Origin of the sequence: Paenibacillus ihuae (assembly GCF_001368795.1) — a bacterium.
GTDB lineage: Bacteria > Bacillota > Bacilli > Paenibacillales > Paenibacillaceae > Paenibacillus_AQ > Paenibacillus_AQ ihuae.
In genome coordinates this window covers 73,021-89,532 of the sequence record NZ_LN831202.1, presented here as the reverse complement: position 1 = coordinate 89,532, position 16,512 = coordinate 73,021, and the positions used below count along the sequence as shown (strand labels likewise).

Below are 16,512 nucleotides of genomic sequence, written 5' to 3'. Positions count from 1 at the left end.
CTGGTTAGGCCAGCCCTTTACTCTAGAGTATCGTAAAAATACAAGGTATCAGGCTTAACTTTCTAACAGTGTTTTCTTACAACATAACGTATTCCGGTCTAGTAAAATGACATAAGTTATTAAAAAAGACACCCTAAGGGTGTCTTCAGGTGAGTGATATGGAGCCGGTCCGCAGCCGGGCGTTAACGGTTCAACAGTGTTCTTACAAAAGAAACGCGAAGCAGCTGCTTTTTCATCAGCTTGGTGCGGAACTCGCGTTTGAGCTGGCTGTAGGCTTTGGGGCAATGGGTGCTGGCCCAGCTGTACATGAACTTGAAATCGGTATGGCTTTTGGCCGAGTTCATCAGATAATACGAAATGGTGTCATAGACGTTATGGTTGAGCCACTCGTTCATTTCCGCCTTGCTGTAGCCGTAGCGTTCAATGGCCATATTGCGGATCAGCCGCTTCTCCTCCAGATTCTCGATCAGGAAGGACTGGCTGAGATTGAAGGTAATATTGTTGCCGTGAATCCGGTAAACTCCGGCAATCGTGTCGATAAATCCGGCATCGCCGATCAGCAGCGCCCGCAGATAAATCGAAGCGTCGTTGACCATGTTCATGTTCAGGATATCCAGCGCCATCAGCGCTTCCCGCTTAAAGATGGTCGTGAGCGTGGAGGCGGGCTTGGGATAGTTCTTTTGCTCGAAATTTTTAAAATAGTCCTGCTTAGGCGTGATGCTGCGCAGTCCCAGGCTGGAAATTTTGAGCTGCTGCGACTTGGAATATTCCATGAAGACATTCGCCGCGACAAAGGAAATTTCCGGATGGAGCTTATGGAAGCCTACGGCCTTGCTGAAATAGCCGGAGTCTATGAGGTAGTCATCATCGTCCAGGAACAGGATGTACTCCCCGTCACCGTGAGCGGCGAACGCCTTACGCCGGTTGTTCCCCGGCCCCTGATTGGTTTCGCTGCGCATATAAATGACACGCGGATCCTCCCCGAAGCTTGCAGCCATCATGGCATCCGTTCCGTCGCTGGAACAGTCATCGATGACGGTGATCTCTTTATGGGGATAATCCTGGCGCAGAATGCTGTTAATCGCCTGGTTGAGGAAGTCTTTTCTATTGTATGTGGTGATAATCACGCTAATCTTGGGAAGGCTGGCCGGGTCGGCGGATGCTGCAGGCTGGCTCTCCGGTGCAGTCATCCGCAGCTTCTCAAGCCCGGACAGGAGCTCCGGGAACTCTTTGCCAATGTCCGTATTGAACTGCTCCGAACAATAGAACTGCAGCGCATCCGCAGAGGCACGCCCTGACAAGTAGGCTTCAATGACTCCGATTAACGTATCCAGCGGTTCCTTCTCCGCGTTATTGGCTGCTCCGCTGCTGATATTCCGGCATTTGGTGACGATGTCTTCGCGGGACAGTCCGCCTGCGGGCGGATGCTGAATATCTCCATGGAGCTGATGCAGTAATCGGTAGCCGGCCTGATGCAATCCTTCGCTGTGATCCATATTCAGCCCTCCTAAAGGTATGGTTCTTGTTTAAAAAGTTACGGGAAGCGAGCTATATAAATTGAACTTGTGATTTTTGTATTTTGGGATTGGTCGTGGCTACAGAGAATGTTTGGACTTCCAGCCGCTGTTGTTCACAGATTCCTTGATTTGAACCAGCTATTAGCGGTTGGAATCTGTGAACTGCTTATGCTTTCGATGCTAGCTTTCCTTCGGAAAGCTTTCAGGCGGACGCTACCGCTCTTACAGTTCCCAAATTCCCCTCCGTCACTTTTCCCTAAATGTTTATTTACTAAGTTCAATAAATATGGCTTCTGCCCGTTTAATTGTATTAGCTACAGTTAAATGAGGCGGGAAGAGAGAATTTTTGTTTTTAAATGCATTCCATACAGTTAAAACAGTATTTAACCGCATTATAAGCAGATTCCACCTGTGTAACTGCACAGAATACAGTTACCTCTTTTGTCGCCTCCGAAATCCGGGTTTTAACTGTATAGAGTGCAATTGCAGCGTTGTCCTCTCACCTGGCTGGGCAGGTTACGTGCTTTTCCATCCGGCAGAGGGTTAAGCCCCGGCCCTTTGCCCCGCCGCAACCTTGCGTTTAAGCCGCAGCTTGGTGAGGGCGTTTTTGGCGTAACCCCAGGCGTAATGGAAGACTTCCCGCTCCATCAGTGAGCCGACCAGGAAATAAAGAGGCAGAATGATGACACCCAGCAGCACGCTCCACAGAATGACGGCGGTGTACGAGGTCATTTTGATATCGATGAGGTTAGCGGCAGCAACGATAGCGGCGAACACAACGACATTGGTCAGCCAGCGGCGGAAGGTCACCCAAGGGCTGCGCTCCAGCAGCACTCTGTTGGCATAGACGATAATATCGATCGAACGGTATAAGAGAGCAGCGATCGTGCCCATCAGCACGCCGTAAATGCCGAAGAAGATCACGAAAATAACAGAAGCCCCCAGGTTAATCACCGATTCCAGAATCGAGCGGAACTGGGTATTGCGGAAGTGTCCGGCGATCGTAATCAGATTGTTGGACGAGGTCCGGGCATTCGTCAGCAGCTTGATGACCACGAACAGGACTGGCAGCCAGAAATCAATATAGTTCACATCGTTGACCCCGGCGGTATAGAGGCGCATAAACGGCAGAATTACAATGTACACCACGGTCAGGATGGAGAAGATTAGGCCCATGAAATATACCTCGTACGCATCGTAGAACTTTACAAAAGCCGCTTTGCCTTCATGATAGCTCTGCCCCAGCGCCGATTTGATGCTTCCGTTCACCGTCTGGACGATGTTGTCGACAATGGTGAAGATCATATTGTACATCACGTAAATGCTGACAATTTTCAGGTTGGTGAAGATCGTCAGGATCAGCACATCCGTATTGCGGAAGACGAGATAGGAAATTTCATGCACCATAACCGAGTTTTTTTGCCCGATGGCAGCGAAGTCCGGCTTCTGGTTCAGATCCATCCACTTATAATGCTTCCGCGAATAGTAGTAGAAAGCAATGATCTGCAGCAGCGTCAGCACGAAGAAGGAGGCCTGAACGGCGATAATGTTCACACCCTGCAGCAGCAGGATGATCCGCACTACATTATTGATAATGTTCGCAATCGTGACGATGGAGGTCTCCACATAGCTTTTGCCCTCGGCGATCAGCAGGATGCGGAATTTACCCTGGAAATAATAATTGATCGCTCCGCCAAGGCCTGAGAAGAGGATAATCGCCATAATCGCTATACCGCTGATCTCCGAATGGATAACAAGCGGATAAATGACGGCCAGCAGGACAACAGAGATGAAATAATAAATCCCGGTTTTTTTGTAGTAGCTGGACGAGGCGGCGAGTATCGAATTGATCTGCCCGCGGTCACCCGCGGCAATAGGCTTATAGAGGGCCTGCAGCGAAGCTGCACCGATTCCTGCTTCAAGCAGGGCGAAATAGCTGATAATCTGCACAATTGAGGCGATCAGACCGTTCGCTTCCGAGCCGTAGTTAACCATAATCAGCCGCGGAATGAAGAAGCCGAGGATAATGGTGATTACCTGGCTGGCAAGACCGAAGCCCAGGTTCAGCATGCTCCGTTTAGCTTTCATAGCTGCGTCTCCCTTCCAGGGCAAACGGTGCCGGAGACAGATAGGCGTCCAATTGTTCGAAATGCTTCTCGGCCTGGTTGGCCTGCAAAGTCACATCGATGGTGTTCGTGGCCATGCTCTCATAGACCATTTCCGGAGTGAGCTCCGCCAAATGGGCGAAATCCGTATATGTGCCGTCAAAATAGGCATCCTGCATGACGTTGATCATTTTTTTGCTGTAGGCGATCGGGAAAACCGGTTTGCCGAAGACCCAGCCGAGAATCATCGCATGGAATCTGGAGGCGACGATAAAGCTTGCGCCCGATAGCGCCGCGAGAATGTCATCAATATCTGTTTTATAGAGATGCACATGGGTCTGTCCCTGATACTCAGCGGGAATAAGGCCAAGAATATGCGTAATCGCCTCCTGGTCACCCTCGTGCTGGCAGAACGACATGAAATGCACGGCATAGCCCTGCTGAATGAAATGGATTGCAACATCTTTCATTTTTTCATAATAGAGGTCGTCAAACCCGGTTAAAGCTTTGGAGGAGGGCTTGATTACCGAGATCGCAATCGTGCGGCCTTGGCTGCCGTTCTTCTCCGCTGCTGGTTGGGCGCTGTCATATTTTAGCTGAAAAATAATATCCGGAGCCATCCGCACATTGTCCAGATCCTTGAACAGATCATAGGAGTACTGCTCCCTGAAGCAGACGTCTGCATATTCCGGGAACACCTTCCGGTAGTGCTTAACATATCCCTCATCGGTAAACGGGCCGAAATTGGCGCCCATGAGATAGTAGGGTTTGCTCTTGTTGCGGACGTCCTCGGCAGCAGCCACATATTCCGCCCAGCCCTCGCCCTGCATAAAAATAGACCCGCCGATATGCACGGTTCCATCGGATTGATCCCCGAGCAGCCTCTGGACAAAATTAGGGTGCAGCTTCAGCTTGCGGAAGACATAGTTAACGCCCCGGAACAGCACGGAATCGGAAGCATAGACCTTGAGGTTCTTAATGTCCTTGAAGACCAGCTTGTAAAGACGCGGAGCAATAATCATAAATCGGGTATCCGGGTAGCGTTCGCAGAGTACCTTAATGAATAAATCGTCGCCGAGGTTGAATTCTGTATATGCGTAGATCATCATCTTCTTCATATCTTAATTTCCTTTCTGGAAATCACGGTTTTGAGCTTGTGTTTGAACTGGATCCAGCTCCGGTCTAAGCGGATTAACCGCGCGTATAAAGGCGGGGAAATTAAGAAGGCCTTGATGTGCAGTGCAAGCTGCCGGTCATCCCCCTGGTAGTGCTTCATAATCAGCTTCATCTCCTGGGGTAATCCGGGATAGGCGCGCCCGATATCTTCAAGCAGGCTGCGGATATCCGCTCCGGTAGTGCCGTTCAGACAGGTTTTGAGGTTGTAGAAATAGTTCTCGGTCATTTCCCTGTTCATCAGCAGCTCCGATATAGCGGCAGCTTCACTGAAGGGATGGGCTTTGAAATATTCATCCACCCGTTTAAAGGCAGCGACGACATCGAACTTGCCTACATTATACGTACCGGTAATGGAGGAAGTCCGCTGCACATAATAAGACAGAACCTCCGGAATAGAGACTACCCGTACAGCTCTGGATAAGGCTTTATAGATAAACTCCTGATCCTCGCCGTTTACACAGCGCTCCGTATAGCGGATGCCGTGATCAAGCAGGAAGCTGCGCTTGTAGGCAATGCTGCCGGTCCAGATTCTCAGGCTTTTGTGCATAAAAATATTCTGCAGTGCTTCGCTGCCTGTAGTATCGCTCGCGGCAGAAGTGAAGCTTACAATCGTTGACTGATCCTCACGGACCAGGTTGTAGCCCCAGCAGATGACGTCCGGCCCGGCAGAGCTGCCGATCCTCTGTACCAGGCTGCTGTCAGCATAATCATCTCCGTCCAGGAACAGCACATAATCCCCGGCAGCTGCGGCTAGTCCGGTGTTTCTGGCGGCGCTGACGCCGGCATTGGCTGTGCGGATCAGCTTGGCCTGCAGACTGGAATGCTGCTCCAGGAAGCTGTTCACGACCGCATAGGTCCTGTCGGTAGACCCGTCATCGACCAGAATCACTTCGAACCGCTTCTCGCTCTGCTCCAGGAGTGAATGCAGCAAGGGCGTTACATAATGCTCTAAATTGTACATGGGAACTACAATACTTACACTCATGCGGCTGCTCCTTTCCTGAAATATAAGAATTTATAGTTGACGCTATAAATTATCCTTCTATTTCTCGCTGAAACGGTACGGTCCTATTATTGGCCGACAAGCATTTTCTACTTGAAACGGAAGTGGTTTAACGGGCAGTTTGCCTGGAGAAAATTTCCCTCAGCCCTTTTTTGTAGCCTCTGATCGCCGGGAAATTCTTCTTGGGCTGCTCCCGCAGAATGAGATAGAGCGTTGTCCAGATCAGGGCAAGGTAGCCGATCGGCCCCGAACGTTCGTCTTTCAGCAAATGTACATGGTTAAGCACCCTTGTATAGGCCACGTCCTCAAGATTGTCCCTGGAAGCAGGAGATTCGTGGTGCAAGAGTTTCAGTTCGGGATTGATATAGAGTGGTCCGGTCCTGCGGGCGATTCGGGACATAAGAATATCTTCGCCGACACTGTAGCTTTTGAGCCAAGGGACAGGCTGCAGATCACGGATGGCCTCCTTTTTGAAGGACATGTTGCAGCCGTGCTGGAATTCAGTCTTGAAGATTTTCCTCGCCTTGTGCCAATTGTACATGGACCCGGCTTGACCGCTTAAGGAGAGCTTGCCGCTCGAGAGAGATTGCTGGAAGGACAGAAGGCAGCGGATGGTGCCGAGGAAGCTGTTGCGCATACCGATGGCGACGCCGCCGACTCCTGCACAGTTCGGATGATCGAGGTAGGTTTGGTATAGAGTGGCCAAATAATGACCGGGGATTTCGACGTCATCGTCGAGGAAGAGGATCTTGTCCATGTTGGACAGCTCCACAGCCTTGATCCGCGACATCCATAATCCCCGGTCAGTTATTTTGCTGAAGTAGATAAGGGGATAGCCGCTGGCTGCGAGTAAAGCCTCAAAGTTGTTCAATACTTCTTTGGGTATTTCACCGTCGTCAATAATAATGACTTCTATAGGGTAGGTCCGGCCTATGCTCTGCTTAGTTATAGAATGAATGCACCGTGTCAGGTCCTGTACCCGGTTCCTTGTGCAGATAGCCACTGACAATCCTTGCATATACTCCACTCCCTTATCCAATTCTCCCATCCTATGTCTATAAATCTCACTTGGGATTATAAGCTAACTTAAGCTTACTATTGGCATCAAAAGGTTGTATATACTACTTTAGTTTACTTATTGGATATCACGGATTGGATATCACACGGAGCCGTCTACTGTTTGAGGAACGTAAATTAGTAAATTTTTTTGAATTTAACAAGAAATTCTATTAATTCGACATAAAATGCGTTGTCTAAAAATCCGATATATTAAATTATAAGCATCTTACACTAAGGAGGATAGGACTGAGGGCCGATACGGGTTAGAGGTTAACATCTTAGATAAATGGGGCTGAGTTTGTGAAAATAAAAAAGAGATCAAGACATTTGATCGTGGCTTTGGTTTTTATCCTGATCATCAGTAATTTCTATGGTATACCATACGTTGCCCGGGCACAGGCTTCAGGCCCACTTGATACAATCATCGAAGATACGCTGGAACCTGCCGGGAAATACGTTTCACTCATAAATAGCAATGGGATTGGCATTTCCGAAGTAGATAATAGCAACGGGCAATGGCAGTATAATGCCGGGGGGTTATGGTTGTCTATTGTGGCACCAGAGACCGGCAAGATTGCCGTCTTCGGCAGAGATGTAATGATCCGGTTTGTTCCGAAGAAGGACTGGAATGGAACGACGCAAATCAAGTATCGCAGTTGGCTTGCTTCAGGAGAGTCCAGTGGTAATTATGTAAATGTAAACGCTGAATATTCCGGGGATACAGAGAGTTATAGCGAACTGGAACAAGCTGCGCAGATCGTGGTTACACCTGTTAATGACGCTCCTTATATTTCAGAGTCCAGCGGGAGTACTTATCTTGATTTTGACGGTAAAGGATATGTTACGATTCCGGATCTAAACATATACACCAATTCACTTACGATCGAAACCTGGGTAAATGCCAGCAGTGCCCCAACGTGGGCCCGTATTTTCGATACTTCGTATGGACCTGATAACTATAATTTACATCTTACGTTTGAAGGAAGTACAGGAAGAATCGCCCTTGAAGCATTACCGCAAAAAGGTGCCAGAGTCAAATCCTATATGGTAAAAACCACGGAGCAGCTGCCTTTGAACCAATGGGTTCATGTAGCCGCCGTTTACAATGCTGCAGAGAAAAAGGCTTATATCTATTGGAATGGGATTCTGAAAGGCAGCGGTTTCATGGATCTCACCGATATGGCGAATGCCAGTGCCCAGAACTCTAATCTGCCGAGACCGTATAACTATATTGGTGAGAGTACATGGTCCCAGGATGCCAATTATGTTGGCGGTATGAGGGATTACCGGATATGGAAAAAGGCTAAGACCCAGGCGGAGATTGAAAGCCAGATGAACACCAGCCTTACGGGGTCCGAGGCCAATCTGATGGTCAATTATAAGTTCAATAATGCTAACGATGGGGCTGTAGCCAAGGACTCCTCGACAGGCGTAAAGAACGGAAATATCATCAGCGGGAAATGGCAGTCGAGTATAGGGTTCAACTCCAATCTGGTGACCTCGGTCAATACCCCTGTATCGAAGCCGTTTAAATTGACAGATGTGGATGCAGGAGATGTGCTTACACTGTCTGCAACCTCGTCCAATACATCCCTTTTGGCGAATGCCAATATTACTTTTACAGGTGAGGGATCGGATAGAACTATTAATCTGACTCCGACCGCAAACATGACAGGGACCTCTACCGTCACCGTCACAGTAAATGATGGAACTACTTCAAGTGCCAGCAGCTTTTTGTTAAGTGTGGTGGCCGGGAAATTTGATCTTAAATCCATTACGCCTTCTGTAGGTGTGATGACACCTGCTTTTAACCGTGGGATTATTTACAATAAAGTTCATGTGCCCAACAAAAGCGGAAACAGCCCGAACAACAGTATTGGTATAAATGTAGCGGCAGTGAATCCGGCTGACGTAAATGTAACCGCCTATGCCGACAATGGTTCTGGGGTAACCGTATCGGGTGCCTATCCGACCTTTACTGTAAGCGGCCTGGCAGTGGGTGTATATAAGCCGGTGAAAATCAAAGTAGCCGATAAATTCTCCACCAACTTTAAGGAATATCAGCTCGATTTGATCCGCTATCCGGGAAATGATGCCGATCTGGCTGCGGCAGGCGGGCTCGCCTTGTCCACCTTGAGCGGCGGACAACCCATTGCTCTGTCTCCGGTCTACAGCAGCAACACCGGCAGCTATACCGCGACAGTTGAAAATAATGTAAGCTCGATCAAAGTCGATGTAATCAAGTCCAGTCTATTTGCGGCAGCAACATTGAACGGGGCAAGCATAGGTTCTACAGAATCCGCTAATGCCACTGGAAATGTAAATTTAGCCTACGGAAAGAATGTGATTTCCGTGGTAATTACCGCAGAAGACGGCAAGACTCAAAAAACCTACACAGTTGCGATTGTCAGAAAGCTGTCTGGTGATGCCAGTCTGACCAATCTGACCGCTTCACCGGTTGGATTATCGCCGGTCTTCATCACTAATCAGTCAGACTACACGATGAAAGTGGCGAACGCTGTAACGGCTGCTGAGTTTACGCCGACAGCTGCAGAGGATGCCATCCTAAAAGTGAACGGTATGGTTCATCCGAGCGGTACGCCTTTTATTGTTACTGATTTGGCCGCAGGGAATAATAAGTACGTGATTGAAGTAATGGCGCAGGATGGAATCACGAAGAAAATTTACAACCTGTTTATTCTGCGTGCCCCTTCGGATGTTGCAGATCTGTCCGGATTAAGCGTTTCTTCAGGAACAATAACACCGGCATTCAACAACAATGAGACCGGCTATTCGGTTGAAGTGCCCTATCAGGTCTCTTCACTGGGTGTTACTCCTAAGCTACTGGACGCTGCGGCAAGCCTGTCTGTGGATGGGAATGAACATCAGGACAATACAGCCTTCACCAAAAGCTTGAGTGTCGGACTGAACACGGTCAAGATCGTTGTTACCTCACAGAGCGGAGCCCGTGAGAAAACAACCCTTATCAATATTATCCGAAAGGCATCTTCCAATGCGGATCTGTCCAATCTGGTCCTTTCTAAAGGCGTGCTCAATCCTGTGTATGACAAGAATCAAACCGGGTATGCCGTTACCGTAGCTAACCAGGTATCTGAGCTTACGATAACGCCAACTACTGAGGAACTTCAGGCAACGGTTAGTCTCAACGGTAACTTGACTGCGAGTGCCCAGCCAAGATTGGTCGACCTGCAAGTGGGAGTTAACGAATTCAATGTTCAGGTCACAGCTGAAGATGGGTTAACTTCAAAGAATTATGTATTGACGATTGTCCGAGAAGCCTCATCCGATGCGGAATTAACCAATATCACCTTGTCCGGTAAACCGCTGTCCGGCGGATTTGACCGAGCAACTTCAACCTATTACGAATATATAGCCAACAATATCACTAATATGACTGTTGCTGCGACTACAAGCGATGTGCAAGCTACCTATACCATCAACGGGCTCCGGTCTGCAGGGGGGGTGCCGATTCCATTGGTTGTTGGCGAGAATGTAGTTACAGTAGTTGTTACGGCTGCTGATCAATCAACTACCAAGGAGTACACGGTAACCGTCGTCCGAGCGGCTTCGTCCAATGCGAGTTTACTTGAGCTCACGATGACGGACTTATCGAACCATGCGATCGCTCTTTCGCCGGTTCCGGGTACTTTCAGCTACAATGCTACGGTTCAGAATGAAATCTCTGTAGCCAAGCTCAGTACGGTATTTGATGATGCCAATGCCAGCAGCTTAGTTTTTGTAAATGGGGTGTGGGTTGAAGACCCCAATTCCGTGCCTTTGACTACAGGACTGAATGTGATTGAAGTCAGAGTTACAGCGCAAGACGAAAGTATGAAGATGTATACCATTAATCTGGTGAGAAACCCAAGTGCAGATGCTTCACTGTATAATCTGATTGTTTCTCCTGGCGAATTAACACCAGACTTCCAGCAAGGAATCAGTGACTATTCTGTCCAAGTGGACAACAGTGTGAGCAGCATGGATTTTTGGATCAATACGAATAATGAAGAGGCTAGTTACATCCTGAAAAAGAATGGAGCTTCCGCAGGTGTAACTGGAAGCCGTGTGACACTGGATGAAGGCACAAATCAAATCACAGTAGAGGTTACCGCTGCAGATGCCAGTACTAAAAAAACCTATACAGTTACTGTGAATCGCGCCATTCTGCCGAAGGATTCCTCTCTAACGCATTTAACCGTCAGCTCTGTGAGAGGAACAGAGATTCTCAACCCTGAATTCTCGAGTGAAGTGTTCAAATACTTCTTATCGGTACCTTATGAAGTGGATCACTTAGAACTGGGTGCGGTAAAAGGAGACCTGAATGCGCGGATTACCGTCAATGGTGTCACTGTGGATCAAACGATGCCTATCCAGTTAGCAGAAGGCCTTAACATCGTATACCTGAAGGTCACAGCGCAGGATGGAAAGACAGAAAGTGTCTATGAGCTGGATTTCACCCGGGAATCACGTTCTTCCAATGCTAATTTGAGCAGCATCGGTACAGATGTTGGGGCATTGGACCCTGCTTTTGATCCTGAAGTTACTAATTATACGGTAGAGGTAGAGAGTGATGTGAACTTTGTAGTTCTTACCCCGGTAGCGGCAGACGCAAAAGCGGGAAGTCAAATCGCGGGAAGAGATGGAGCTTTGCCGGGTAATCTGGTAGAGGGCGACAATATATTTGATATTGTGGTCACTGCGGAAGACGGTACTGTTAAAACTTATACTGTCAATGTTATTAAGGCCAAGCCTGAACCTACGCCAACGCCAACACCGACGGCAACGCCGACTCCGACAGCAGAACCGACAGAACTGCCGACAGCAACGCCAACGGAAGAACCAATAGTAACACCGACAGTAGAACCGACAACAATACCAACGGAAGAACCCATAATAACACCAACGGTAGAGCCGGCACCGGCAACGCCAGCACCGGCAACGCCAGCGCCAGTGACGCCAGCGCCGGTAACACCAGCGCCAGTGACGCCAGCGCCGGCAACGCCAGCGCCGGCAACGCCAGCGCCAGCAACGCCAGCGCCAGCAACGCCAGCGCCAGCAACGCCAGCACCGGCAACGCCAGCGCCGGCAACACCAGCACCGGCAACGCCAGCGCCGGCAACGCCAGCGCCAGTGACGCCAGCGCCGGCAACACCAGCGCCAGCAACGCCAGCGCCAGTAACACCAGCACCGGCAACGCCAGCGCCAGCGCCACCAGCAGCACCAGTTATGACTGCATCGACAGAGGAGATTACCGTGAAAGTAGAATCAGGACAACTGGGCCAGGGTTCTGTTCTGGCGGAAACGGTCATCCAACGTACTCAGGATACAGGTGGAATTCTGCATGATGTAGTCAACTTCATAACAGAGCGTGTAGAGGAGGTTGTCCGGAAGATTGCCGGGTCTTCGGATAATACGGCCCGGATTATGATCCCGGATGAGAAGGACCAGGTTGCGGATATCAATGTAAAGGTTCCTAAGGATGCCATTAAAACACTTGGTGACTCCAACGTGAACATGGAGGTCTTCACCGAGAACGTAAGAATTCTCATCCCGCAATCGTCATTAGACAATTTTACAGAAGATTTGTATTTCCATGTTGTACCGATCAAGGACCAGGCACTGCGCAAAGAGGTTGAAGACCGGGCAAGAATTGAGCGCATTGTCAGAGAAATAGCAGCGGACAAGCAAATAGATGTGGTTGCCCGTCCAATGACTATTGAGACTAATATGCAGAGCAGACCGGTTACATTAACCCTTCCTCTGCGTGACGTACAGCTGCCAAGTGATCCCGCGGAAAGACAGAATTTCCTGGCGAATCTTGTGATCTTCGTCGAGCATAGTGATGGAGACAAGGAATTGATTAAGGCAACCGTAGTTGATTACAAAACAGGTGAACTTGGTTTGCAGTTTAAAGTAAACAAATTCAGTACATTCACCATATTGAACATGGAAGGCTGGGATCGGTATCTTGCCTCAGCGGAGGCTGCACAACAGCAACTTGCCGGTCACAAGGCATTCATCAACGGCTTTACCGATGGAACCTTTAAGCCGGACCATTCCATTACCCGTGCGGAAATGGCTGCAATTCTGGCAAGAAACCTCGGGTATGACCCATCCGCAACGTTGGCCGCCTCTTCCTACCCTGATGTGAAGGATAGTCATTGGGCAAAAGGCGTAATCGAATTCGTCAAAGCGGCTGGATTGATGCAGGGTAACGACAAAGGCCAGTTCCTGCCGGATGCTCCTATCACCCGCGGTGAAATTGCCGCTATTGCGTCCAGATATAAGAAGCTGGACACTGCGGCCATTACATCCAGCGGGTTCATGGATACCGGCAGCCACTGGGCTGCCAAGGAAATTGCGGCAGCAAGCAAGGCTAACATCATCAACGGCTATGGGGATGGCACTTACCGTCCGACGGGTAACCTGACACGCGCTGAAGCCGTGAAGGTTGTCAACCGGCTTTTCGGACGCGGGCCGCTGTACGGTGTCACAACACCGAGCTGGCCGGACGTTCCAGTGACAAACTGGGCGTTTAATGAAATTGAGGAAGCTTCCATTGACCACTTGTTCACAGTGCGGAATGAAGGTGGAGAAACACTTAGCCAGTAAAATCATTTTAACAGAGGAAGGCCGTAGCACCTGGTATAACCACAGGTGCAACGGCCTTTTTGCTTATTAATTAATTTCGATTGTCAGCGAGCTGGCGAAAGTTGCCCCTGGTGCCAGGCCGATTACGCCCTGCTTGTCCTGCAGTTCACCATCGAACGTATCGCCGTCCGCGATACCCTGCCAAGGCTCGATGCACACAAAAGGTGCATTTTTCGGCTGCCAGAGACCAAGATCGGGGAAGCCCTTGGAGGTGACGATTACGCTTTTATCTGTAAGCTTGCTTCTTAGCGCAATGCGCTTTGACTTCACATTCTGGAAGACCAGCGCACCGTCAAAGAACATTTCATGGGAGAGCGGAAGAATGCGTTCCCCTTCCAGTACCGGCTCGCTTTTGCCGCTGATGACAAGACCGGCATCGCTCAGGAACAGACGCTCGAGGTTCTCCTGTTCCGAGAACTCCAGATAATAGTCCGTGATAGCTCCTTGTCCGTCCACCGGGCAGTTGAAGGCCGGATGGGTACCGAGCTGGAAGAAGATCTGCTGCTCATCGGTATTCTCCACGCGGTAGCTGATCTCAAGCGTGCTTCCGCTCAGGATGTAGGTCAGGACCAGCTTAAATTGGTAAGGGTAGCTGGCGAGCGTCTGCTCATTCTGCGAGAGCGAGAAGACCGCATGCGTGTCGGTGGCTTCTACCAGGGTGAATTCACTGCGTCTGGCAAAACCGTGATTGCCGATCGTGTACGCCTTTCCGCCGGTCCGGATCTCTCCGTTCCGGGCTGCGCCAATAATCGGAAACAGCACCGGAGAGCGGCCTGTCCAGTACTCCGCATCCCCGCTCCAGATATATTCATTGTCCGTATCCATCCTTTTGAAGCTGACCAGCTCAGCCCCCAGTGTGCGAATGACAGCTTCGGCAGTTCCGCTGCGCAGTATGGTGTTCATTTGTCAGTTCCCCTTTCATCCTAGCTTCATCTCGTGATAGCTCATATTCTATCAAACTCTTCTGCAGTGTTGTAACACAACGTGAACATTTACAAAAAATAATTATTACAAACTGTACAATGACAATAAAAAGGATTGGTATAACATATATAGAAAGCAATAATAACATGATGATCCGAAGCGGAGGGATATATAACATGAAGCTGCAGCAGGTATTGGTGAACGGCGGGCGATTGAAGAATACCATTGAGGCGTTTGCCGATTTTGGACGTACGGATAATAATGGTGTAACCCGGCTGTCGCTGTCAGAGCAGGATGTACTGGTACGAGATTATTTTACCTCCTGTTGTGAAGAACTGGGGATGACAGTGAAGATTGATGATATGGGTACGATGTATGCCACGCTTGCCGGCAGGGAAGAGGGTCCGCCCGTAGTAATCGGCTCCCATCTGGATACGGTGAAGAAAGGCGGCAGATTCGACGGGGTGCTGGGCGTGATCGCCGGACTTGAGGTGGTAAGAACCCTGGTTGACCATGGCATTACGCCGCGCCTTCCGGTGACGGTAATGAATTTCACCAATGAGGAGGGCGCACGCTTCGAGCCTTCAATGATGGCGTCCGGCGTACTCGCGGGCAAGTTCGATAAGGCGGTGATGCTGAGGAAGAAGGACCAGGAAGGGACGACCTTCGAGGAAGCACTGCTGGCGAGCGGCTACGCCGGGGATGAGGTCAATCGGATCACCGAAGCGACGGCTTATTTGGAGCTGCACATCGAGCAGGGTCCGGTGCTGGAACGGGAGAACCTCAAGATCGGGCTGGTTGACTGTGTGGTTGGGATGGCCTGTTATGAGATTGAAGTGACAGGTGAATCAGATCATGCCGGAACGACGCCGATGGATATGCGCAAGGACGCCTTGTTTGCCGCCACCGATCTGATTACGGAGCTGCGAACCAAGCTGGGCGTGCTTGATTCCGAGCTGGTGTACACCATGGGCCGGATGAACGTGCTGCCTAATATTCATACGGTGATTCCGAATAAGGTGATTTTTACCGTGGAGGCAAGGCATAAGGACATGGATACCGTCCGTCAGGTGGAAGATATTATTGCCGGCCTGCCGGAAGAGCTGCTGGGATGTTCGGTCCAGAAGACGAAGCTATGGGGCCGCGACACCGTATGGTTTGATCCGCAGATCTGTGAGCTTGTGGAGCAGGCAGCGGTCAAGCTGGGGTATTCCCATAAAAAGATGGCCAGCGGAGCAGGCCACGATGCCCAGTTCGTAGCCGGATTCCTGCCGTCGGCGATGATCTTCGTGCCCAGCGTTAACGGCAAAAGCCACTGTGAGGAAGAGCTTACCTCCTATGAAGAATGTGAAATGGGTGTGAATGTTGTGCTGGAGACAGTATTATCAGTGCTATCCAGCTAACGCGTGTCAGTTAATATTACGCAGGTGAATTTGGCTTTCTGAGACGGAAACAGATGAATATATAGCAATGGACACCAGTAATGGTGTCTTTTTGTTGTGTGCCAGGCTGGGGTCAGCAGCTGTTAACCCTTGTCGGTTCAATGGATCCTGGGGGATGATGGTTGTTTTTTGCCAACTCCATTGTGTTAAAACACAATCATGGCAGATAAAGTTTTTCTTTTTACCCAAAATGCAAATGAAATTCGTATGTTATCATTCTTTACATAAGAGAACCACATATGATGGGAGCGATTAATAATGATCATTGGCGTACCTAAAGAAATTAAGAATAACGAAAACCGCGTAGCGATTACCCCTGCCGGAGTTGTCAGCCTGGTGGCTGAAGGACATAAAGTGCTGGTGGAAGCCGGAGCGGGAGTAGGCAGCGGATTCCTGAATGAAGAGTATGCCGCAGCCGGAGCTGAGCTGATTGCTGACGCAGCTGCTGTATGGGCAGCCGCTGAAATGGTCATGAAAGTAAAAGAGCCGCTGGAAAGCGAATACGGCTACTTCCGTCCGGGTCTGATCCTGTTCACGTATCTGCACCTTGCTCCAGAACCGGCCCTCGCATCCGCACTGAAAGACAAAGGTGTCTTCGCTATCGGTTACGAAAC

General features: G+C 49.7%; 9 protein-coding genes and 1 pseudogene. 3 read left to right on the top strand and 7 right to left on the bottom strand.

Annotated elements, in window-relative coordinates; genetic code table 11:
- Positions 1–182: 182 nt before the first annotated feature.
- From AQR02_RS26170 to AQR02_RS26150, 5 genes are all read right to left on the bottom strand, one after another.
- On the bottom strand, positions 183–1,496 hold the full coding sequence (locus tag AQR02_RS26170; RefSeq protein WP_054943296.1) for a glycosyltransferase family 2 protein: 1,314 nt from the start codon (positions 1,494–1,496) through the stop codon (positions 183–185).
- A 564-nt stretch (positions 1,497–2,060) separates the two neighbouring features.
- Entirely contained in the window at positions 2,061–3,605 is a 1,545-nt protein-coding gene (locus tag AQR02_RS26165) for a lipopolysaccharide biosynthesis protein (RefSeq protein ID WP_054943295.1), read from the bottom strand.
- Complete coding sequence (locus AQR02_RS26160; protein WP_054943294.1) at positions 3,595–4,740, bottom strand: polysaccharide pyruvyl transferase family protein; 1,146 nt, start codon at positions 4,738–4,740, stop codon at positions 3,595–3,597. Before AQR02_RS26160 ends, AQR02_RS26165 begins: the two co-directional genes overlap by 11 nt.
- A complete protein-coding gene (locus AQR02_RS26155) occupies positions 4,737–5,783 on the bottom strand; it encodes a glycosyltransferase family 2 protein (RefSeq protein WP_054943293.1) in 1,047 nt (348 codons plus the stop codon). Before AQR02_RS26155 ends, AQR02_RS26160 begins: the two co-directional genes overlap by 4 nt.
- A 127-nt stretch (positions 5,784–5,910) precedes the next feature.
- Positions 5,911–6,849, bottom strand: a complete 939-nt coding sequence (locus AQR02_RS26150; RefSeq protein ID WP_245237748.1) for a glycosyltransferase family A protein — start codon at positions 6,847–6,849, stop codon at positions 5,911–5,913.
- Between the two features lie 311 nt (positions 6,850–7,160).
- Here AQR02_RS26150 and AQR02_RS26145 point away from each other — a divergent pair, with 311 nt between their 5' ends.
- A complete protein-coding gene (locus AQR02_RS26145; protein ID WP_148449217.1) occupies positions 7,161–13,493 on the top strand; it encodes a cadherin-like beta sandwich domain-containing protein in 6,333 nt (2,110 codons plus the stop codon).
- A gap of 66 nt (positions 13,494–13,559) precedes the next feature.
- Here AQR02_RS26145 and AQR02_RS26140 read toward each other — a convergent pair whose 3' ends face one another.
- A complete protein-coding gene (locus tag AQR02_RS26140; protein ID WP_054943291.1) occupies positions 13,560–14,435 on the bottom strand; it encodes an aldose 1-epimerase family protein in 876 nt (291 codons plus the stop codon).
- A 197-nt stretch (positions 14,436–14,632) separates the two neighbouring features.
- Between AQR02_RS26140 and AQR02_RS26135 the strand changes: the two genes are divergently transcribed.
- Positions 14,633–15,859, top strand: a complete 1,227-nt coding sequence (locus AQR02_RS26135; protein ID WP_054943290.1) for a Zn-dependent hydrolase — start codon at positions 14,633–14,635, stop codon at positions 15,857–15,859.
- A gap of 6 nt (positions 15,860–15,865) precedes the next feature.
- Here AQR02_RS26135 and AQR02_RS33210 read toward each other — a convergent pair whose 3' ends face one another.
- Positions 15,866–16,087: a hypothetical protein gene (locus AQR02_RS33210; protein WP_209444309.1), complete on the bottom strand. Its 222-nt coding sequence runs from the start codon at positions 16,085–16,087 to the stop codon at positions 15,866–15,868.
- Positions 16,088–16,156: 69 nt separating this feature from the next.
- On the opposite strand from AQR02_RS33210, the pseudogene AQR02_RS34930 reads away from it, so the two are divergent.
- Positions 16,157–16,512: pseudogene (locus AQR02_RS34930) on the top strand (alanine dehydrogenase); the annotation flags it as partial.

Bases quoted from the DNA above. Each gene is read 5' to 3' on its own strand.
- AQR02_RS26170 (WP_054943296.1), bottom strand. From the start codon at position 1,496: ATGGATCACAGCGAAGGATTGCATCAGGCCGGCTACCGATTACTGCAT.
- AQR02_RS26165 (WP_054943295.1), bottom strand. From the start codon at position 3,605: ATGAAAGCTAAACGGAGCATGCTGAACCTGGGCTTCGGTCTTGCCAGC.
- AQR02_RS26160 (WP_054943294.1), bottom strand. From the start codon at position 4,740: ATGAAGAAGATGATGATCTACGCATATACAGAATTCAACCTCGGCGAC.
- AQR02_RS26155 (WP_054943293.1), bottom strand. From the start codon at position 5,783: ATGAGTGTAAGTATTGTAGTTCCCATGTACAATTTAGAGCATTATGTA.
- AQR02_RS26150 (WP_245237748.1), bottom strand. From the start codon at position 6,849: ATGGGAGAATTGGATAAGGGAGTGGAGTATATGCAAGGATTGTCAGTG.
- AQR02_RS26140 (WP_054943291.1), bottom strand. From the start codon at position 14,435: ATGAACACCATACTGCGCAGCGGAACTGCCGAAGCTGTCATTCGCACA.
- AQR02_RS26135 (WP_054943290.1), top strand. From the start codon at position 14,633: ATGAAGCTGCAGCAGGTATTGGTGAACGGCGGGCGATTGAAGAATACC.